The following is a 20,604-nucleotide window of genomic DNA, read 5'->3' on the forward strand; positions in this document are numbered from 1 at the left end:
CGGTATCTTCCGCCGTCCGTTACGGTGTTCGCCGCATCTTCTGCCGCAGGTCGACGGCCGCAACGCACGTCCGATCCCTGGGGGCGGTGAAGACGGCACAACTTTCCGCCATGGCAGCAACGATACGGAACATTCTGCTTTCAATGGCTGCAATTGCGGTGATCGAACGGGGATGTCTCTGCCTATGATGGCGCACGGACCCGCACGCAATTTTGGCCCGCACGGCAATTTGGAAGGACTTTTGCGACATGTCACAGTTCCGGCCCAAATACATCACCTTCGACTGCTACGGCACGCTCACCCACTTCCAGATGGCCGAGGCCGCGCAGAAGATCTATGGGGCTCAGCTCGACGCACCGGGGATGGCGCGGTTCATCAAGAATTTCGCCGCCTTCCGGTTGGACGAAATCCTCGGCAACTGGAAGCCCTATAACGAAGTCCTTCACAACGCCGTCGAACGCACCTGCCGCAGGAATGGCGTCACCTTCCGCGTCGAGGACGCGCGTGCCATCTACGACACGGTTCCGAGTTGGGGGCCGCATCCGGACGTGCCGGACGGTCTGGCAAAGGTCGCCAGGGAAATCCCGCTGGTCATCCTGTCCAACGCCATGAACGAGCAGATCATGTCGAATGTGGAAAAGCTCGGTGCTCCCTTCCACGCCGTCTACACCGCCCAGCAGGCCAACGCCTACAAGCCACGCTTCCAGGCCTTCGAATACATGTTCGACATGCTGGGATGCGGTCCGCAGGACGTGCTGCACTGCTCCTCGTCGTTCCGCTACGACCTGATGTCGGCCTATGATCTGGGTATCAAGCACAAGGTCTGGGTCAATCGCGGCCATGAGCCCGCCAACCCTTACTATGAGTACACGGAGATCAAGGATATCTCGGGTCTGCCCGGTGTTGTCGGGCTCTGACGGGGTCCTGGCGATGAAGTTCGAATCCTACTGGCACGACACCGCTCCGGTCTTCGGCGGAGCGGCCGAAGGGCCGGCTGAAGGTCGCTATGACGTGGCCGTCATCGGCGGCGGCTTTACCGGGCTGGCAGCGGCGCGGCATCTGGCCAAGTCAGGCGCCAAGGTGGTGGTGCTGGAAGCGGGCCGCGTCGGCTGCGGCGCCTCGGGCCGCAACGGCGGCCATCTCAACAACGGCCTTGCCCATAGTTTTCTCGCCGCCAAGTCCGAACTGGGAACCGAGCGCGCCGTGGCGCTCTATCGCGCCTTCGACGATTCCGTCGATACGATCGAGCGCATCGTCGCGGAGGAGGGGATCGATTGCGACTTCCGCCGCGCGGGCAAGCTGAAGCTTGCCTCCAAGCCGGCGCATTTCGAGGCGATCGCCCGCAATTTCGAGGCCGTCAACCGCGAGGTCGATCCCGACACCGAACTGCTGACGGCGGCCGACCTCAAGAGCGAGATCGGCTCCCCGGCATTTCACGGCGCGATGCTGTCGAAGAAAAGCGCGATGATGCATATGGGGCGGTTCGTCTCGGGCATCGCCGCGGCTGCGGTGCGACACGGTGCAACGATCTTCGAGAACACGCTGGTCACCGGGCACCGATCGGCGGCGGGCCGGCATGAACTGACGACGCCGGCCGGCATCATCAGCGCAGACAATGTGCTGTTGGCGACGGGCGCCTATACCACCGGCGCCTTTGGTTATTTCCGCCGTCGCATCGTGCCGGTCGGCAGTTTCATCGTCGCCACAAGGCCTCTTTCCCCGGCCGAGATCGCGGCAACGATGCCGGGCAACCGGACCTGCGTCACCTCGATGAATGTCGGCAACTACTTTCGCCTGTCGCCGGACAACCGGCTGATCTTCGGCGGGCGGGCGCGATTTTCGGCCACATCCGACCAGCGGTCGGACGAAAAGAGCGGCGCGATCCTGCGCGCCAGCCTGGCGCAGATCTTCCCGCATCTGGCCAAGGTCGAGATCGACTATTGCTGGGGCGGGCTGGTCGACATCACAAAGGACCGGTTCCCGCGCGCCGGTTTCGCCGACGGCCTCTGGTTCGCCATGGGCTATTCCGGCCATGGCGCGCAGATGTCCACCCATATGGGGATGATCATGGCCGACGCCATGCTGGGCAAGGCCGACCGCAACCCGGTTGCAGGCCTTGCCTGGCCTGCGGTCCCCGGTCACTTCGGCAAGCCCTGGTTCCTGCCGCTCGTCGGGCTCTACTACAAGACGCTCGACCGTTTCCAGTAGCGGTCGAGGGCGGACTGGCTAGGCCAGCCCGCCGATATGGAAGGTCTTCATTTCCAGATATTCCTCGATGCCACATTGCGCGCCCTCGCGCCCGAGGCCCGACTGCTTGACGCCACCAAAGGGTGCGACCTCTGTGGAAATCGCGCCGGTGTTCAGTCCCACCATTCCGAATTCCAGCGCTTCCGCCACGCGCCACGACCGCTTCAGGCTCTCGGTGTAGAAATAGGCGGCGAGACCGTAAGGTGTGCCATTGGCAAGCGTGATCGCCTCCGCCTCGGTTTCGAAGCGGAACAACGGCGCGACCGGACCGAAGGTTTCCTCGCCGGCCAGGAGCATGTCCGGCGTCGCATCGCCCAGCACCATCGGCGTCGCATATTGCTTACCCCCAGGCATCGCGGGGCTCGTCGACAGCACGCGGGCGCCTTTGGCCAGCGCGTCGCTGACATGCCGGTCGATCTTGTCGATTGCCGCGGCGTTGATCATCGGTCCGATCTCCACGCCGGGCTCGGTGCCGCGCCCCACCTTCATTGCGGAAACCCGCGCGGCGAGCTTGCCGGCGAAGGCGTCGTAGACGCCCGCCTGCACGATGATGCGGTTGGAGCAGACGCAGGTCTGCCCGCCATTGCGGAACTTCGACACGATGGCGCCCTCGATGGCGAGGTCGAGATCGGCGTCGTCGAAGACGATGAAAGGCGCGTTGCCGCCCAGTTCGAGGCTGAGGCGCTTGATGCTGTCGGCTGCGCCGCGCATCAGCAACGATCCGACGCGGGTCGATCCGGTGAAGGAAATCTTGCGCACCGTCTCGTTGGACGTCAGTTCGGTGCCGATGTCCGCCGGCATGCCGGTGACGATGTTGATGACGCCGGCGGGAATGCCGGCGCGCTCGGCCAGCACGCCCAGCGCCAGCGCCGAGAATGGGGTGAACTCCGAAGGCTTGACCACCACGGTGCAGCCTGCGGCCAGTGCAGGGGCAACCTTGCGGGTGATCATGGCGTTGGGGAAGTTCCATGGCGTGATGATGGCGCAGACGCCGACAGGCTCCTTCAGCACCACGATCCGCCGATCCGGCGTCGGCGAGGGAATGGTAGTGCCGCCGATCCGTCGAGCTTCCTCCGCGAACCATTTGACGAAGGAGGCGCCATAACGGATTTCGCCTGTTGCCTCGGCCAGCGGCTTGCCTTGCTCCAGCGTCAGGATGCGGGCGAGATCCTGCACATGCTCGATCATAAGACCGTGCCATACTTCCAACAGCGCGGCGCGTTCGGCATGGGTCTTCGCACGCCACGGACCGAAGGCCGCTTGCGCGGCTTCGATCGCCGAACGGGTTTCAGCCCCACTGACATCGGGGACCGAGCCGATCACTGCCTGGGTGGCGGGATCGATCACGTCGACGCTGGCGCCCGAAGCCGCGTCCTGCCACACACCGGCGATCAAGCATTGCTGCCGGAACAGGCCCTTGTCCTTCAATTCCTTCATGTCGTTCCCTCAGGCAAGCGCGGCCAGCACGGCCGTGGTGATCGTCTCCGTCCGGTCCTGGCCCGGCCGCGTGCCGATGCCGCGCGCGGTCGCGGCCTCGATCGCCGCCATGACCTTTGCCGCCGCGCCATGCTCACCCAGATGGCCGAGCATCATCGCCCCGGACCAGATCGCGGCGATCGGGTTGGCGATGCCGAGATGGGCGATGTCGGGGGCCGAGCCGTGAACCGGTTCGAACATCGAAGGCGCGCTGCGATCCGGGTTGATGTTGGCGGAGGCGGCGAAGCCGAGGCCACCCTGGATCGCCGCACCCAGATCGGTGAGGATGTCGCCGAACAGGTTGGAAGCGACAACCACATCGAGGCTGTCGGGCGCCATCACCATTCGCGCGGCCATGGCATCGATATGGTAGCTGGTGACCTGGACATCCGGATATTCAGGGGCAAGGCGCGCCGTCACCTCGTCCCAGAACACCATCGAGTATCTCTGTGCGTTCGACTTGGTGACCGAAGCGAGTTTTCGTTTCCTCAACCGCGCCTGCTCGAAGCCGAAGCGCAGGATCCGCTCGACGCCCTTGCGTGTGAAGATCGAGGTCTCGACCGCGACCTCGTCGCTGGTGCCTTGGTGCACGCGGCCGCCGGCGCCGGAATATTCGCCCTCGGTGTTCTCGCGGATGCAGAGTATGTCGAAGCCGGCGGCCTTCAGCGGCCCCTCGACCCCGGGCAGCAACCGGTGCGGCCGGATGTTGGCGTATTGCACGAACGCCTTGCGGAACGGCAGAAGCAGTCCGTGCAGGGACACCGAGTCCGGCACTTCCGCGGGCCAGCCGACCGCGCCGAGCAGGATCGCGTCGAAGCCGCGCAAGGTCTCGATCGCGTCTTCGGGCATCATCCTGCCAGTTTCCTTGTAGTAGGCGCAGGACCAGGGGAAGCGCTGGCCCTGCAGCGCGAAGCCGGAGCCTTCGGCGACGGTTTGCAGCACTTGCCAGGCCGCTTCGGTGACGCCCACGCCGACACCGTCGCCGGGTATCAACGCAATCGAATAGCTCTTCATGTCCGGTCCCTCGGTATCAAAGGTCGATCAGCACGCTTTTGCTTTTGCGGTTCGCCAGATAGGCCTCGCGCCCAAGATCCTTGCCGATGCCGGAGCGCTTATGGCCGCCGGTCGGCAGGATGTGGTCGCGGGAGCGGTTGTAGCGGTTGACCCAGATGGTGCCGGCCTGGAGACGCTTCGTCACCCGGATGGCGCGGGATAGATCGCGGGTGAAGACACCGGCTGCGAGCCCATAGGTCTCGTGGTCGGCGAGCGCCAGCGCCTCCTCTTCCTCGACGAAGGTTTGCAGGGTCAACACCGGCCCGAATATCTCTTCGATCACCGCCGGTGAGGACTGGCTGACACCGTTGATCAGCGTTGGCGCGTAGAAATAGCCCTCGCGGTCGAGCCGCTTGCCGCCGACGAAACATTCGGCGCCGGCCCTGACGGCGGCCTGGACGATGGCGTCGATCCGGCCGAGCTGGCGCTCCGAGATGATCGGCGAATAGCGCGTTGCCTCGTCCCAGGTTGGGCCGGGATGGATTGACGCCATGTGCGCGGCGATGGCCTTTGCCAGCGGCTCTGCTATCGCTTCGGCCACGATCAGCCGCGAGCCGGCGACACAGGCCTGGCCGGCATTCGACAGAATGCCTTGCGCGACGGCTGCCGCCGCGAGATGAAGATCGGCATCGGCAAAGACCAGCTGCGGGCTCTTGCCGCCCAGTTCCAGGGTCATCGGCTTGATGCCTGTGCGGGCGATGTTCTGCATGATCGCGGCGCCGGCGGCCGTCGATCCGGTGAAGCTGATCTTGCCAATGTCGGGGTGGCCGGTGATCGCGTTGCCAGTGGTCGGGCCGTCGCCCAGAACGATGTTAATGAGCCCGGCGGGCAGGCCAGCCCGAACCGAGAGTTCGGCCATGTAGAGCGCCGAGAAAGGGGTCATCTCCGAAGGCTTCAGCACCACGGCATTGCCGGCGGCCAGTGCCGGTCCGAGCTTCCAGCCGGCCATCGAAAACGGGAAGTTCCACGGCGTGATCGCGCCGACGACGCCATAGGGCTCGGTGAGGATCATTCCCAGGCTGGCGTCGGCGGTCGGCACCAGGTCGCCGCCTTCCTTGTCGGCGAACTCGGCGAAAAAGCGGATCTGCTCGGCCGTGATCGCGATATCGCCGTCGATCAGCTGGCCGACGGGCCGGGTGGAGGCGACGGCCTCCAGCCGGGCCAGCGTCTCGGCCTCGGCCTCGATCAGGTCGGCCCAGCGATGCAGGGCGCGGGTGCGTTCGCGCGGGCGCAGGCCTGCCCAGCCGCTGTCCTTGAGCGCGTGCTTGGCTGCGCTGACGGCCTGGTCGACCACATCGGCATCGGCCACCGGACAGTCCACATAGGCCGCGCCGTCTGACGGGCGGTGCATCGGCAGCACGCCGGCGGCGGGGATGAACCGTCCGCCGATGAAGTGGCCCTGCGGGAGCGCAAGCGCGTCGGGATCGAAGCTGAGGGACATGGTGGCGCCTTGTCGTGAGGACAGGCGCAACTCTAGCCGGCATCGACCCGCAGTTTGCATCGACTGCGCCGAGGCCGGCAATGGAATATCCCGTTTGACGCCGATTTTCAGCGCAATCTTCGGAGGTTCGGACCACTCTCCAGGCAGGTTCGCGGGGCGATCCGAGAGATCAGTCCGTCACGGTGACGTAGATCTTGCGCACGGTCTCGATCGTTCGCCATATGCCGGTAAACCCCGGCTTCATGACGAAACTGTCGCCGGCACGGTAGGTGACGGTCTTGCCGCCGTCATCGGTCAGCTCGATCACTCCTTCGAGGATGTGGCAAAATTCGAAGCTCGTTCCCTTGATGGACCGCGTCTCGCCCGGTGTCGCCTCCCAGATGCCGGTGTGGATCGTGCCGTCGCGTGCGGTGTCCTGTGCCCAGGTCTTGAAGGAGGGATCGCCGGAGATAAGGCGATCGGGTAGCGCTTTCGATTCCTGGGGCGCGTCTTGCGGCTTCGGATCGATCGTCTTGAGCAGGGACATGGATTGCCTTTCTGGCGCGAGGGTCAGTAGCCCCGGTTGCGGTCGACGAGACCGACGGGGTCAAGTCCTGCCTCATGCCGGCGAATGTTGGCGACCACCGCTTTCGCCGCCGTCTCCGGCTGCGTGACACTGGCCACATGCGGGGTGAGCAGGATCTTGGGATGGCGCCAGAACGGATGGCTGGCGGGCAGGGGCTCGGGATCGGTCACGTCGATCACGGCGCCTGCAAGATGATCGCTGTCGAGCGCGGCCAGCAGCGCTGCGTGATCGAGCTGCGGCCCGCGCCCGACATGCACGAGGCTTGCCCCGGCAGGCAGGCTGGCGAACAAACCGGCATCGAGGAAGCCGCGCGTCTCCGTGGTCAGCGGCAGCAGGCAGATCAGAATGTCGGTCTGCGAGAGGAACGTCTTCAGCCCCGCTTCGCCACTGTGGCAGCGGACGCCTGGGATGTCGCGCGCCGACCGGCTCCAGCCCGCCAAGGCAAAGCCGAAGGGCCGCAGCCGATCGAGCACCGCTGACCCCAGCATGCCAAGGCCGAGGACACCCACACGCCGCTCCGTCGCCTGCACGGCCGGGCGAGGCTGCCAGTCGCTGCGTGCCTGCTGGGCAAGATAGATCGGCAAGTCGCGATGGAGCGCCAGCACGGCGAGGGTGGCGTATTCCTGCATCATGCGGATGATGCCTTCTTCGACCATCCGCACCAGCCTGACTTTCGCGGGCAGGAGGTCGGCGCGGAACTGGTCCACGCCGGCACCCATCGAGAACAGCACTTCCAGATTGGGAAAACTGCCGAGATTCTCGGGCGCCGACCATGTCAGGAGATAGCGCACCTCAGCCCTATCGATTGCGGCAGGGTCGGCGGCAAAACGCAACTCCGGCAATTCCCTGGCGAATTCGTCGGCGAAGATACGGACCCGCTCGGGATCGGAATTGATCAGGAAGGCCATTCAGGTCTCCTTGGCATGGCGTTGATCGAGCTTGGCCTGCGGCGCGCCGCAGGATGCGTCGAAGCGGCCAAGCCTGGCGGCATATCACGCCGAAATTCGCCGCAGCCGAGCAACAGGTTTCAGCTGTGGAGCCGTTTCCCCAGATCCTCGATCATCCGCTGGCAGGCAGCCATCTCGCCGATCTCGATATATTCGTCCGGGCGGTGCGCGCGTGCGATGTCGCCCGGCCCGCAGATGATCGCCTCGATTCCCGCAGCCTGATAAAGCCCTGCCTCGGTGCCGTAGCTGACCGCGGCAAGCGGCTCCTGCCCGGTCAGGTCCCGCAGCAGGCTGGCAAGCGGCGCTTCGGTGGCGAGCGAGAGCGCCGGATATTCGCTCAGAAGTTCCCAGCTGACCTCAAACCCCTGGGCGGTGAGCGCTGCCATGGCTGTTTGAATGGGAGCCAGCAATGCGGCGGGCGACACACCGGCAATGGCACGCGCTTCGATTTCGGCGGCGCAGAAGTCCGGAATGATGTTCAGCGCCTGTCCGCCGCCAATCACGCCGATCTGGAGCGAGGAATAGGGCGGCGCGAAGTTCGCGTCCAAAGGTCCGGCCTTGAGCGCCTCGGCGCTCTGCACGGCTTCGGTCAGGACTGCGGCCATGGCGTGGATCGCGTTCAGCCCCTGATCGGGCCTCGAGGAGTGGCCCGAACGGCCGCGAATTTCGATCCTCGCAGCAGCCTTGCCCTTGTGGGCACGGATTGCTCGCATGCCGCTTGGCTCACCAACGATGCAGCCTTGCGGCTTTGCGCAGAGCTGAGGCAGGGCCTCGATCAGATGGCGCACGCCGCGACAGCCGGCCTCCTCGTCATAGGAAAAAGCCAGGTGGATGGGTCGGGCAAGAGGACGGGCGGCCAGCGCGGGCAGGGCGGCCAGCACGCAGGCCAGGAAGCCTTTCATGTCGCTGGTGCCGCGTCCGTGGAGCCGCTCGCCGTCCGCGCGCAACGCGAACGGATCGGTTGTCCAGCCCGGCTCGCCTGCCGGCACCACGTCCATGTGGCCGGATAAGATGAGCCCCGGCATTTCAGCCGGACCGATGGTGGCGAAGAGGTTCGCCCGATCGCCCTCCGGTCCGGGGAGGATCGTGACTCTCGCGCCGCAGCCTTCGGCATAGTTGGCGATCCACTCGACGATCGCTTCGTTGGGTTGGCCGACGACCGAGGCAAAGGCAACAAGCCGGGCAAGGATTTCCTCAGCCGTCATGTCGCTTTCTCGCGGTGTCGGACGAAGGGAGACATTGCGGGTCCTCGTGTGGCAAACTGGCGGGGTGCCGGCGCTTTCCGGCAGCCTTCCGCTCACCATAGAGACGCGCTCCAGACCCTGGATGCGGAAAGCCGTTGATCTACAGTGAAAAGTTTCGAATACAGCCTCATCTGAAGCGGATTCTGTGATTTAGATGGCTATGCTTGACGAGAGGAAGTCAGGTCCATCAAATTTGCCCCCGAGAGGCGTCATTGAAGGCAGCGGAATCCATCCGGCTCAGTTCTTTCGAGTTGAAGGTCGGCGACATCGCCGGCGTTGAACTCGAAAAGCTGCATGCGCTTTCGATCAGCGTCGGCTGGCCGCATCGGGCCGAGGACTGGCAGATGTTGTTGGAAGCGGGCGAGGGGATCGCTGCCCAGGACGAAATCGGGCGCGTCGTCGGCACAGCCATGTGGTTTCCCTTCGGCACAGGCTTCGCCACCGTCGGCATGATGATCACCTCACCCCGCTTGCAGGCGCATGGCGCCGGCCGTTGGATCATGAACAATGTACTGGCGCGGATCGGTTCGCGCAGCCTGGGCTTGAACGCCACCCGAGCGGCGCGCCGGCTCTATCTGTCCCTCGGCTTTGCTCCCGCGCGGCTCGTATTTCAGTGCCAGGGCGAAGCGGTGATGCCCGCATCCGCATTGCTGCCTGCCGGAGCGACGTTGCGCAACGTCGAGCATTCCGATCTGGCCCGGCTCGTGGATCTCGATCGCAGCGCCTGCGGCGCTGACCGTTCCGCGCTGATGGTACGGCTGTTGGATGTTTCGAAGGGCGTGGCGCTCCTGCGCGAAGGCCGCATCCAGGCTTTCGCCCTCTGCCGTCCTTTCGGACGCGGCCACGTTGTCGGGCCGGTGGTGGCCGAAACCGACGATGATGCGATTGCCGTTACCGCGCCGCATGTCACGGAGCACGCCGGGCGGTTTCTGCGCCTCGACACGCGGCAGGAGATGGGCCTGTTCCCGGAATTCGTGGCGCGGTCAGGTCTGCCGGTCTACGACACGGTGACCAGCATGTGGCTTGGTCGGCCGTGGGCTGTCGCAGGCGAACAGGATGCCGTTAAGCTGCCGGTCACCTACGCATTGGCCAGCCAGGCCTTTGGCTGATCTTTTGTTGAAAAAGATGACCGGATCGTGGGGGAGTCTGCCAGTCGTCAGCCTCTCGACCCGGATCACACGTCCAAGCCTGCGATGGTGGAATCGACGCAGGTTCATTTCGCTAATGCATGTCGCCCAAAAGTGGCCGGGTTTTGGGAGAACGACATGCATAAAAACAAAGACTTTAGGCGCGTCGTCTGAATCCATTCAGACGCGACGCGCTTTAGGTCAGCCGACCTCCGGGTGCTCTTCACTTGGCCCATTGCGGAACGTGTAACAGATCACGCAGGAGGATCGGCAATCTGGGCGAAGCGTGCAATTCGGCACAGCTGGCCTCCCATCGCACGAGATACTCGGCGATCGGGATACCGGTGCGGCCGGGCCAGCGGTTGAGTGCGCCCAGCGCCTCGACGCAGTCCGGCGCGCGGTCGTATTCGGCGAGGATGGTCAGCGACATTGCCTGGGCGAATGGATTGAGGGCGGGCATTTCGATCTCGCCGCGGTGGTCGGCGAACCACGCCGCGGCGTCGCGCGTGAGCCCCTGGCTTTCAGCGAGCGCCGCATAGCGATCGATGATGTCCTGGCGGTACCGGGCGATGGCATCGCCGAAGGCGTTGTCGCCGGCGAAGGGCGGGGCCTCCTTCCAGCTTTTCGCCAGACGCCCGAGCCCGCGCAGCGAGTGGGCCTCCACCATGGCTTCCTCGATCCATTGGCAAGGGGGCGCCGGCTTGGCGTCCGGCTGCCAGCTGTTGCAGAGCACATGGCCGAGCTCGTGGCCGAACTGGTAGGCGAGCTTCGACCAGTCACGCTCGCCGATGTCGACGATGATCCAGGCCATGCTGCTGCCGTCCGGATGCAGCCAGACGGCCGGCGTGCCGGACGTGTGCTCGTCGACACGCAGCCGCGTCGGCTGGCGGTCGGACAGCAGGCGGACGCCGTCAAGGCATGAATGCCGCATGAGCTCGACGACCTGATCAGCGGCGCCCTCAAGCATGCGGCCCCAGTCGCCGGCAAGCTCGATGGGCGCGGTGAGCAGGGTTGGCGATGGGCGGGCCGAGGGAGCTTTGGGAGACATGGCCGCGTAGCCTTTCCGCGAGTGACTCAACAGCGTAGCCAAGCTAGCAGCCAATGAGACGGCAGCTAGTATGCCAAACTGTCGCCTGTTCGTCAGCTGATGCTCCTTGGTCGGTTTCTTATGCACCGATTTGCGTCATGTCCCACAGACACATCGCCTTCGATGCGTAGTGTTCCTCCGGCATGACCAGGAGTGGCAGCGGCAACGAGAATGGCGGTTGCTGTAAGTTGAGAAATCCGAATCCGCCCGGTTCCGGCGCAATGTCCTGTGCCGAGGTCGAATGGCTTGAGGTGAACAGCCAGCGTGCGCCGCATCTCTTGAAGTTGCGCAGGGCGCGCCAGATATCGGGCTCGGTCAGATGTTGCAGACAGTCGCGTGAAAAAATGAGGTCGACGTTCGGCAGTGGTTCGGCAGCCAGATCGAGCACGTGGAATTCGCGATCCGCGTATCGCATGCGATTCGTTTCGATGACTTCCGGAACGATATCGCAACCGATGTAGTGCGTTTTGCCCAAGTCGACGAAGCGCATCCAGTTGAAGTCGCCGCAGGGCGCATCGAGCATGGACTTCACATCCAGTGCGCGCAAAAGCATCGGCAATACGGTTCGCACGCGATGTGTCGTCGCGTACGCTGAACCGAGTCCGGAGCGCGATTCCGCAGAGCCCCACTCGTTGCTTTGGTAAATGCGCGCGAAGGCTTCGCGGGAATCATCGGGTGTGCTTTGCGTCATCGAATGCACCTCATCGACGCCGGCGACGTGCTCAATTCCAGCCGCATTGGTTGGAAAACGGAAAAATCGTCAAGCACGCTTACTGAAAAGGCAATAGGGCACTATGCGACAAATTACAACGAATTCAACGTCGGCGCGTATTGATGCGGGCCAGCGTCATCGGCGTGGAACTCGTTTTCCAACCGCCTGACCAGGCCAATCCGCCGGCGTCAAATAACAGGCGGATGAACCCGCAAGCCATGTTACAAAATCTCGTCGCATGACCGTCTGTTCCTATTGCTTCTCCTATTGCTTCGCCGACGATATCAGATCGGTTTCCATCTATGGCGCTGCTGGTGGAACTAGCACGAGGGCAGCGGCGGCCAACTATCTTGCTAAGTGTGACCACCGGCCGGAAACATGCGGTTCGATGTCGCTATCGACCTCTCAAGGGCTTCAGCAGACTCCTCAAGCATAGGTAGGAATGGATAGAACCAAAGCGTGTGGTCAGGCCTGGGCGTCCAGTTCGGAAAGTCGAATTCAGTCGGATATACGGTCGTCGACGGCGCGCGCTCGATCAGGTCAGATCTCACATACGACAGCTCCATCACGGGCGCGACTACGTGCCCATCGACAATTCCCAGAGGCTGATTATTGTTTGAATGCACATGAAATAATGTGAACTCACTGTTGATTTTCGATAGTGCCGCCACGAAACCAGCTCGGTAAGTCGGATCACTCAGTCTGTCCAACCAGTGGAGTTCCATCGTAATTTGCCGGAATTGTCGAAGGATCGCTTTCGGCATTGCCGAAAACACCTCGAACTCAGCACCTTCGATATCGATCTTCAGAAGTAGATCAGGCCGCCCCTCATGACCGAGCCTGTTGAGCTGATATGCTAACGTGTACAAGGATGCCGCTTCGTTGTTATCTGCTGCCAACCCTTGCTTGTAGAAATGGAAGTTAGGGTGCTCAAGAGGAGGTCCGTCAACGGTGTGGTCGAACATGAAGATATCTTTTCCCATGCTCGCCATTTCAAGATCAAATGAAACCTGGTTTCCGATGCCGAAGCTGTAGACAATTTGTATTGGATCCAGGTCATCGAGAATTACATATCCCCCATCACTTTTGCATCCGACCCTCGTCTTGAGGAATGGTTCTACATCGTATGGCTTGAGGAGGCCCAAGGCCTGAAAAATCTCTTGTGAGCGAGGGGGCTCCGAGAGGGAAAAACTTTCGTGGCCGAGGCAATGGGGTCTGGAGAGAGTTATGCGCCCATCAAGCTCGGCGCAAAGGAACGTGTTGCCAACATGAAAACCAACCCAAACCCAGTGCTTCGGGAAGATTTCCAAACTGGTGGGCGCCGACGTCTTGGAGCCCTTGGCGACCAGCGAGCAATCTGACTGAAAAGCAATTGGAAGGCGGTGATCTTCACCACCGAATATCATCTGCCCTTGCTTCCCATCGGACAGAAATCTGACATTTGTAGAACTACTGTCGATTGGGCCATGACGCAGCTCACCTGTGTTGACTTCCACGTACAGCGCCGTGTTGTGAGCCGTATATATCCAAGGCAGTGTTTCGAACTGCTGCTTGGTGATGATATCCAATGTAGTATTGGGCTGAGACTTGGTGAATCCGGGTGACTTCAAGACGCTCAGTACGCGCTTATACCGCTCCAGGTTTCCCCCGCCTTGCAAATGGATCGCATCCCTCTCTGAGGAGTGAGGAAGCGAGCCCGTGGGGTAAAAAGGTTCAGTTTCGGAAGGCGAATTCCATATGAAAATAGGAAGCTGGCGAGACGAAAAATAGAAAGATAGAACCACATCGTCGCTTTGCCGGCAGTCCACGTCTTTCGAGCTCGCCTGTAGGTATTCTAAGAAGTCGTCTCCGATGCACGCTGGAGGATACAGAACTGTACCAAATCCCTCGAACATTGATACTTGCGTTTGCCCGAATTTGAAAGTGATACTGCCATCTGTGTTGAAGTCGCCGCCGTGCCTCGCAAGTATGCGATGTTCCGAAGAACGATGTCCACGGCATAACATTTCCAGCTGATTTGCAGGATACGCAAAGTCGTCGTCTACCGACCATAGGTACGTTTCCTGGTCGTCCTGGTGTCGTAGCAGTGTGGGGGCAATCTTTGTGATCGGGCCGTAGTCGTCCGTTCGAAAAATCTTTACCCGTTCCATTTCCGTGAGCCATGTCGGCAGAGTGTATGGTTCATTCGTACGCACACATACGTATGGAACATTCAATTCTATATGCTCCACCGGAATGGTCTGGCCAAGCACGCTCTCAAGTGCAGGACCAATTCGATCAATTCGCGAGGGAATGGTGGTCATTGAAGCGATTATTCGCATGGCCTGTCCTAACTGTACCGATCGAAACCCCGCTGCCCTGGCTGATATCGCAGACCCTGCTAGGGTTGAAGCTGATCGATTTGATACCCTCCGTAGCGTTCAAACGCATTTGATGAGAACGGCACAAAGGTCTCCCCGCGGATGCAGGGCAGAGTCTTATTCGGGTCGCAAGCCGTCTGCAGCCAGCCGATGTGAAGGTTGCTCGTCATCATGGATGACGAGCGGCGGCATGCAAACGAACGCTTTCATTGAGTCATACGCCGCGGACATCGCACAATCGATGCTCTCATCCTCTAGGACTACTCCAGTCTCAGGAAACGGAATAAGTCTCCTTCGTAGGGGCAGGCATTTTTCAAGAAGTACTTGAGCGCCCCTTGGAGTTACTGAATAGGCCATCGCACCAAAGGAATGGGTCAGCCGGATAAGAGATCTCGAATAGTTGTCAGATTGAAATTGAGCCGGGACCTGTTTGTGCTTTCGCTCGTAGAACTCCAGCTTGGCTTTGGAAAAATCGAAGTCCAACCACAAGAATAGAGGATCAAAATTGAATCCCCACTTTACCATATCCCAGTTCGCTGGAGCCATGGACAGAATGCGGTTCGACTCCTCAAGAAAATTAAACGACGAGTAGACGTCGTCCTCGAAAATGGTAATTGGCCGCTTCTCGGCTACCGCCAACTTCCACAAGTTGATGTGGGATAGAGCGCATCCCAATGCGCCCGGCAGATACCCGCAATCCTCGGCAATCACCCCATCGTCTACCAAGGCTTGTAAGGCCGACCTATCGAGGGATGCTCCGTCGACGGCCGATACGCGGATTGTATTGGTGGCTAGATGGGGATTCCTATCTTGATATTTGCGCCAGCGCTCAACGCTGCTGTCCAAGTTTATGAGGTGAATTTGCGGCGGTCCGACAGGTCGAGCTGGCATCGGCCCGGAGCCAGAGGGCGTGGCGCCGGCGAATGCGGGGGTATCGCCCGCACCGTGCAACAGCGCTCGAGCGCGCTCGATCCCGTCACTCACATGGTATTGGCCGTCGCCGAAGGTGATGTAGCCATAGACTTGTCGGTTATCCATATACTGGACGACGCCGGCCTTCCTGGCGCTGTCGGCAAAGATGACGTACTCGAACCGCGATGTGGCGTCCTCGTATGTCAGTTCGATCAGCACGTCGGCGCGGACAAGATAGGTGCAGTGCACGAGCGGCATCTCGATAATGCCGCGCACGTGGCGGTTGAGCACCCAACCATATTGATCGCACGGCATATAATAGCCGTTCGCATCGATCTCGGCGTGATAGTTCGAATAGTATTGGCCGGGCGAGATGGAGCGAAGCAGGGGAGCGACGATTGGCAAGTCGAGCGCGACAAGTTCTCGCAGCGTGGCCGGCCGCACGAAATTGTCGACGTCGACAACGAAATAGAAATCGCAGCCGTGCTCAAGCGTTTTCCGCAAACTTATGTTGCGGATTCGGCCGAGCACCCTGAAGCGCGTCTCGTTCCATTCGTGCTCGCCAAACTGCTCGACCCGATCGGCTACGTCCGAGGCGTCGATTTCGACCGCCGCATAGAGGTGGCCCACACGCTCCACCCATTCGCGCAATATGTGCTCGGTTCTGTCGGTGTTGTTGTTTGTCCTGATGTACAGGACGATCGATGCCTTCGGGTAGTCGAGCGCCTCGATGCACTCGAGGTAAAGCGGCAGTGCCGGCTCCTTCTGCTTTGCCAGGATTGCGACGAGGATGCGTGGCGCGCCCTTCATGCGCGACCGCAGCGAACGCCGCCGGACGAGCTTGTGCTGATCGATCAAGCTCTCGGTCCCGAACGCCCCAAGTTTCGGCGGTTCATGGACCGGAAGCTTGTCGGTGGCGAAACGCGCGTTGGCCACCACACGCTTCGCCATTTCCGCCGGCAATTTTTCGCTTGTGAGCAATTTCAGACAGGCGTCGAGCGATTCCCGGTAAGCGCCTGTCCAGTAGGCATTGACAGCAAACTCGTCGAGCAATCCGTAATCGTAGACCCAGGGCTGTATGAAAAGTCCGGCGGGTTGGGCAAGGTCGAGCCCTCGACGCGCAAATTCCGTTCCTTCCGCATTCCGGCCCTGGTTGCGGCAAAAGAGGCTCGCGGCGTGAAGAGCCTCCGCGCGGGCGGGAACGACCTGCGCCGCACGCTCAAAGACGGCAACGACCTCGTCGAATGGCCGTCCCAGCGCTGCCATGAGGTTGCCCGCCTCAAGCAGGCTGACATAGACCTCCTCGTCCCAAAAACCCAGCTCGGCGCGCTTCAGATAGTTCGCCAGCGATTTTTCACGTTCACCGGAATCCCTGTAGCTCTGCGCCAAATAGAAGGTGTATCGCGAAACGAGGAAGGGGTCGGTCTCCGTGGCAAGCACATTTTCAAGAACGGCCGCGTCGTCCTGGTACTTTCGCGGGTTTTGACTGCGTGCACCGCCCCGCCCCGTCGCCACGCGAAAACCCTTGGCGGTCTCGCGTGTGAGATGGCCAGGAGGGGCCTCGAGATATTCGTGCAGCACGCCCTTGAAGGAGAACGGCAGCCGGTTGCGGCAGATCTGCGGGCGATAAAACGAAATGCCACCATGGGACACCTCGACGTCGTATAGATCGTGTTGCATCTGCGACTTGAACGCGACCGGATCGAAGCCGGCGTCTTGGACCACGACGTCGTCCGCGTCGATGATCATGGCGTAGTCGACCGTCTCGACTTCACGCAGCCGCTCAAGGGCAAAGGTCCGGTTGTACGCGAAGTCCCGCCAGGGCTCGTCGATGACTGCGCCGTTGACATTGTGCATGGTCAGGAAGGTACGGATGAGATCCTGCGTGCCGTCCTCGGAACCCGTGTCGATGACGAGCACATAGTCAACGATAGGAAGCGCGCTGGTGAGGCATTGCAGGATGACCTTTGCCTCGTTCTTGACGATCATGCACAGGCCGATGGTGCTCATGTTAATCCCTCGGCGGAGCGGCGTTCGTTACACGCTGCCCGAAATTGTTGAAGGGGAACTCATACGTCTTTGTCCGGCCTTTATACCTCATGCACATTGCCCCGCCGCCTTGGCCATTTGCATGACCTCTGTTGCAAAGATCGATCGTCCCTTCCAGTCAAGCGCTAGCTCAGCCCGATCCATTGTTAGCCAGCGCTTTCCGTCACAGCAAGGGTCTCGCGGTCGCCCTGGATCAGGGGGTTGCGAACAAGCGTTCCCGTCGACTCAATCGCTGACGCACAAACTCCGCCGCGATATCGAGGGTTCGGCGCGAACCAAGGGGGCGCCTTAAGCCTAGGATTTTTCAATGCGTTTGGCCCATGCGCGCCATTTCGATGTCGACCAAAAGTAGTTGCTTATGGTCAACAATTAATAAATTGTTAACTTGGTTATTTACAACTTGCTAATTTTAGATTTTACTAATGCCTTGTGCATGGGAGGGTAGCCGTGGACCGGGCAGATGGCCTGTCGGTCTGCGCAGTCTGCGAAGCCAGGAGAGTGTCTGGAGCAAGTCACTTTGTGCGTGAGGGCGCGCAGAGAGTGTTTGGTGACGTGCAAGAGAAGACGTCGTACTGCCTTGAACTCAAGGCCGTATCGCCTTGAACTCAAGGCCAGCGTTTTCCCAACCTGATGTTCCCCCGCAAGTAGTTCGGTTCCCTCGCAAGTCGTCGTCGAGAAATCGGGATACGCGTGACGGGAGTTGGCTGTGGTTGGTGTGATACCAGGTACGAAACGATGCGCCCGCGACGCGGGTTTCCGCTTCGATCAACCCCTCAATTGTCGGCAGCTGGCCGCCAGCGAAGATTGCCTGGCGATTGATGGGTATTCCTCGGCGCCCTGTAGACCACTGCGCACCTGTGGACGCCACACTCACCTCAGTGAAGACAAGCGGGGCGCCGTTCGATCGAGCGGCACGAAGAGGCCATCAAGCCTTGCCCGCCCGTCTCGCCGTCCTGCGCGTCGCCGGTTGGCTCACGGAGCTGCTGGCAGCCTGGGTCAAGACTTTGTCGATACGCCGATGCGCCCGGCTCGAGTGCCGATAGAAGCTCGACTGGCCTCAGCGAGCGCGTGCGCTCGGCGGCGATTGAAACCAGTGATTGAAACTAAGGGTACGAAACAAGCAGCGGCACGGCGGCCGCGACCAGGGAGAACATGATGAGCTACACGGCAGGTTTTGCGGTCATGGAAGTCACCGTTCGGGGCGTTTTGCCGATCGGCGACACGACCGACAATGCAACTTACTTCATTCTGGACACGGCCAGGAGCGCGATCGTCGGTCAGGTCGTTCTTCCCAGAGCCGTCAAGCGAAGCCTTGGTGTCGCTCTCACCGTCAAGGTCCCAACCACCGCCGGCTCACTTGCCATTGGGACGTTTGACGATGGCGGGAATTTTGAGGTCGCCAGCTTCCTTCGCGTAGAGACCCCTGCCGTTGAACGTCCCGACGGCGCGGTCGGATCGTCCGGAAGATGACGGCCCCCAAGCTCATTGTCCCCAGCGCTCGCCGGCCAGGCCGGTGGGCGGTTTCCCCGTGAATTGAATTCGAAGCCAACAGGAGCCAGTCATGGCCCGTGCCTCTGAAATTCTTTTTGTCGACCCTTCAGTTTCCGACCTCCAGGCTGTTCTCGGCAACCTGCGATCCGAGGTTCAAGCGATTGTGCTCGACGGCCGCCGGCCGGCGGCGCAGCAGATCGCTGCCGCGCTCGCAGGGCACGCAGGGCTCGATGCGGTGCACGTCATCGCACATGGCGCGTCTGGGCGGATCAGCTTCACTGCAGGGGAGTGGTCATCAGCCACATTGAAGGCAGAGGCTGAGGATCTTGCCGCAATCGGCCGGGCGCTTGCCGCGGACGGCGAACTGCGGCTGTGGAGCTGTCAAACGGCATCGGGGAATGCTGGCGAGACCTTCGTTGTGGCGCTGGAAGAGGCCGTCGGCGCGGACGTCTGCGCATCGAGATCGCTGGTTGGCGCGGCCGCCCTGGGCGGCGCATGGGAACTGTCCGCACGCGTGAACGCGTCCACGCCCCTGCCGCCGCTGACCCCGGATGGGGTGGCAAGTTACACCGGGGTACTTGCAATAGGTAATCTGACACTCACGGGCACGATAACTGGCCCTGGCAACAGCAGTAACGTCAACACGTATTATCTTGTGGATACGTCACTCACTCCTGATACAGTTGTTGGAAGTTTTCAGCTTCCATCAGCAACTAACGGATTGGTTTTTGCGTTTCAAGTAACCATTACGATTCCTATCGTTGGTGATGAATATACGATTTACAACGCCAACTTTGGTGTGATGGGCACACTTGTTCCCACTGGTCCTAATACTTATCTTTTCACGGGCGGTGCTGCCAATCCCACTAACAACAATAACTTCAACGGGGGCAGTTTGACTGTCACGAGTCAAACAGGCGCGACAGGAGCCACAGGCGCCACGGGCGCAACAGGTACGACAGGTTCAACAGGTTCAACAGGTACGACAGGTACGACAGGTTCAACGGGTTCGACAGGTTCGACCGGCGCTACGGGTACTACTGGGACCACAGGGTCGACTGGCGCGACCGGCGCTACCGGTGCAACTGGGGCCACGGGTGCAACCGGGGCGACAGGAGCCACAGGCGCTACTGGCGACACCGGTGCGACTGGCTCTACCGGTGCGACTGGTGGTACCGGCTCGACTGGCGACACCGGCGATACCGGTGCGACTGGCTCTACCGGCGCGACTGGTGGTACCGGCGCGACTGGCGCCACGGGTTCGACCGGCTCGACTGGCGATACCGGCGCGACTGGCTCTACCGGCGCGACTGGTGGGACTGGCGCTACGGGTTCTACCGGTGCGACCGGCTCGACTGGTGCAACTGGTGAAACCGGCGCGACTGGTGGTACCGGCGCGACTGGCGCCACGGGTTCTACCGGTGCGACAGGCTCGACTGGTGCGACTGGTGAAACCGGCGCGACTGGTGGTACCGGCGCGACCGGCTCTACAGGAGCAACTGGTGAAACCGGCGCGACCGGCGCCACGGGTTCTACCGGTGCGACTGGTGAAACCGGTGCGACCGGCGGTACCGGCGCAACTGGTGCGACCGGCTCTACAGGAGCAACTGGTGAAACCGGTGCGACTGGCTCGACCGGAGCGACCGGCCAGACCGGAGCGACTGGCCAGACTGGTGCGACTGGTGAAACCGGTGCGACTGGCTCGACCGGAGCGACAGGCTCGACCGGAGCAACCGGCCAGACTGGTGCGACCGGCCAGACCGGAGCGACTGGCCAGACCGGAGCGACCGGCCAGACCGGAGCAACCGGCTCGACCGGAGCGACCGGCCAGACTGGTGCGACCGGCCAGACTGGTGCGACTGGCGAGACTGGTGCGACTGGCTCGACCGGAGC

14 protein-coding genes and 2 pseudogenes are annotated in these 20,604 nt (G+C 61.7%); 6 read left to right on the forward strand and 10 right to left on the reverse strand.

Going from position 1 to position 20,604, the window contains the following annotated elements; all coding sequences use genetic code 11:
* The first annotated feature begins 248 nt into the window (after window positions 1-248).
* Together B5V02_RS32245 and B5V02_RS32250 are read left to right on the forward strand one after the other, a co-directional pair.
* A complete protein-coding gene (locus B5V02_RS32245) occupies window positions 249-917 on the forward strand; it encodes a haloacid dehalogenase type II (RefSeq protein WP_111548031.1) in 669 nt (222 codons plus the stop codon).
* Window positions 918-930: 13 nt separating this feature from the next.
* Window positions 931-2,208 (forward strand): NAD(P)/FAD-dependent oxidoreductase, encoded by a 1,278-nt coding sequence (locus B5V02_RS32250; RefSeq protein WP_111548032.1) that lies wholly within the window; start codon window positions 931-933, stop codon window positions 2,206-2,208.
* Window positions 2,209-2,226: 18 nt separating this feature from the next.
* Here B5V02_RS32250 and B5V02_RS32255 read toward each other — a convergent pair whose 3' ends face one another.
* The 6 genes from B5V02_RS32255 to argE form a co-directional block, all read right to left on the reverse strand.
* Window positions 2,227-3,684, reverse strand: coding sequence for an NAD-dependent succinate-semialdehyde dehydrogenase (locus tag B5V02_RS32255; protein WP_111548033.1), 1,458 nt, complete (start codon window positions 3,682-3,684; stop codon window positions 2,227-2,229).
* Between the two features lie 9 nt (window positions 3,685-3,693).
* Entirely contained in the window at window positions 3,694-4,737 is a 1,044-nt protein-coding gene (locus B5V02_RS32260; protein ID WP_111548034.1) for a tartrate dehydrogenase, read from the reverse strand.
* Between the two features lie 16 nt (window positions 4,738-4,753).
* On the reverse strand, window positions 4,754-6,217 hold the full coding sequence (locus B5V02_RS32265; RefSeq protein WP_111548035.1) for an aldehyde dehydrogenase family protein: 1,464 nt from the start codon (window positions 6,215-6,217) through the stop codon (window positions 4,754-4,756).
* Between the two features lie 169 nt (window positions 6,218-6,386).
* Window positions 6,387-6,743 carry a cupin domain-containing protein gene (locus tag B5V02_RS32270; RefSeq protein ID WP_111548036.1) on the reverse strand — a complete coding sequence of 119 codons (357 nt, stop codon included), beginning with the start codon at window positions 6,741-6,743 and terminating at the stop codon, window positions 6,387-6,389.
* A 23-nt stretch (window positions 6,744-6,766) separates the two neighbouring features.
* Window positions 6,767-7,690 carry a 2-hydroxyacid dehydrogenase gene (locus tag B5V02_RS32275; protein WP_111548037.1) on the reverse strand — a complete coding sequence of 308 codons (924 nt, stop codon included), beginning with the start codon at window positions 7,688-7,690 and terminating at the stop codon, window positions 6,767-6,769.
* 119 nt (window positions 7,691-7,809) lie between these two features.
* The gene (gene argE, locus B5V02_RS32280) at window positions 7,810-8,934 is read right to left on the reverse strand and encodes an acetylornithine deacetylase (protein WP_111548038.1); all 1,125 of its coding nucleotides are present in this window, start codon (window positions 8,932-8,934) and stop codon (window positions 7,810-7,812) included.
* Between the two features lie 251 nt (window positions 8,935-9,185).
* On the opposite strand from argE, the gene B5V02_RS32285 reads away from it, so the two are divergent.
* Window positions 9,186-10,082: a GNAT family N-acetyltransferase gene (locus tag B5V02_RS32285; RefSeq protein WP_111548039.1), complete on the forward strand. Its 897-nt coding sequence runs from the start codon at window positions 9,186-9,188 to the stop codon at window positions 10,080-10,082.
* Window positions 10,083-10,323: 241 nt separating this feature from the next.
* Here the strand turns inward: B5V02_RS32285 and B5V02_RS32290 are convergent, their stop codons facing one another.
* The 4 genes from B5V02_RS32290 to B5V02_RS32305 form a co-directional block, all read right to left on the reverse strand.
* Window positions 10,324-11,148, reverse strand: coding sequence for a hypothetical protein (locus tag B5V02_RS32290; protein ID WP_111548040.1), 825 nt, complete (start codon window positions 11,146-11,148; stop codon window positions 10,324-10,326).
* 118 nt (window positions 11,149-11,266) lie between these two features.
* Window positions 11,267-11,878: a class I SAM-dependent methyltransferase gene (locus B5V02_RS32295; protein WP_111548041.1), complete on the reverse strand. Its 612-nt coding sequence runs from the start codon at window positions 11,876-11,878 to the stop codon at window positions 11,267-11,269.
* A 374-nt stretch (window positions 11,879-12,252) separates the two neighbouring features.
* Window positions 12,253-14,202, reverse strand: a complete 1,950-nt coding sequence (locus tag B5V02_RS32300; RefSeq protein WP_167458758.1) for an FkbM family methyltransferase — start codon at window positions 14,200-14,202, stop codon at window positions 12,253-12,255.
* 174 nt (window positions 14,203-14,376) lie between these two features.
* Window positions 14,377-17,181 carry a glycosyltransferase family 25 protein gene (locus tag B5V02_RS32305; protein WP_111548043.1) on the reverse strand — a complete coding sequence of 935 codons (2,805 nt, stop codon included), beginning with the start codon at window positions 17,179-17,181 and terminating at the stop codon, window positions 14,377-14,379.
* A 1,194-nt stretch (window positions 17,182-18,375) separates the two neighbouring features.
* On the opposite strand from B5V02_RS32305, the gene B5V02_RS32310 reads away from it, so the two are divergent.
* From B5V02_RS32310 to B5V02_RS42010, 3 genes and pseudogenes are all read left to right on the forward strand, one after another.
* Window positions 18,376-18,690 (forward strand): hypothetical protein, encoded by a 315-nt coding sequence (locus B5V02_RS32310; protein ID WP_146606195.1) that lies wholly within the window; start codon window positions 18,376-18,378, stop codon window positions 18,688-18,690.
* A 91-nt stretch (window positions 18,691-18,781) separates the two neighbouring features.
* Window positions 18,782-19,231: pseudogene (locus B5V02_RS42005) on the forward strand (DUF4347 domain-containing protein); the annotation flags it as partial.
* 622 nt (window positions 19,232-19,853) lie between these two features.
* Window positions 19,854-20,604: pseudogene (locus B5V02_RS42010) on the forward strand (hypothetical protein); the annotation flags it as partial.

This window comes from Mesorhizobium kowhaii (assembly GCF_003253745.1).
In the GTDB taxonomy this organism is placed as follows: domain Bacteria; phylum Pseudomonadota; class Alphaproteobacteria; order Rhizobiales; family Rhizobiaceae; genus Mesorhizobium; species Mesorhizobium kowhaii.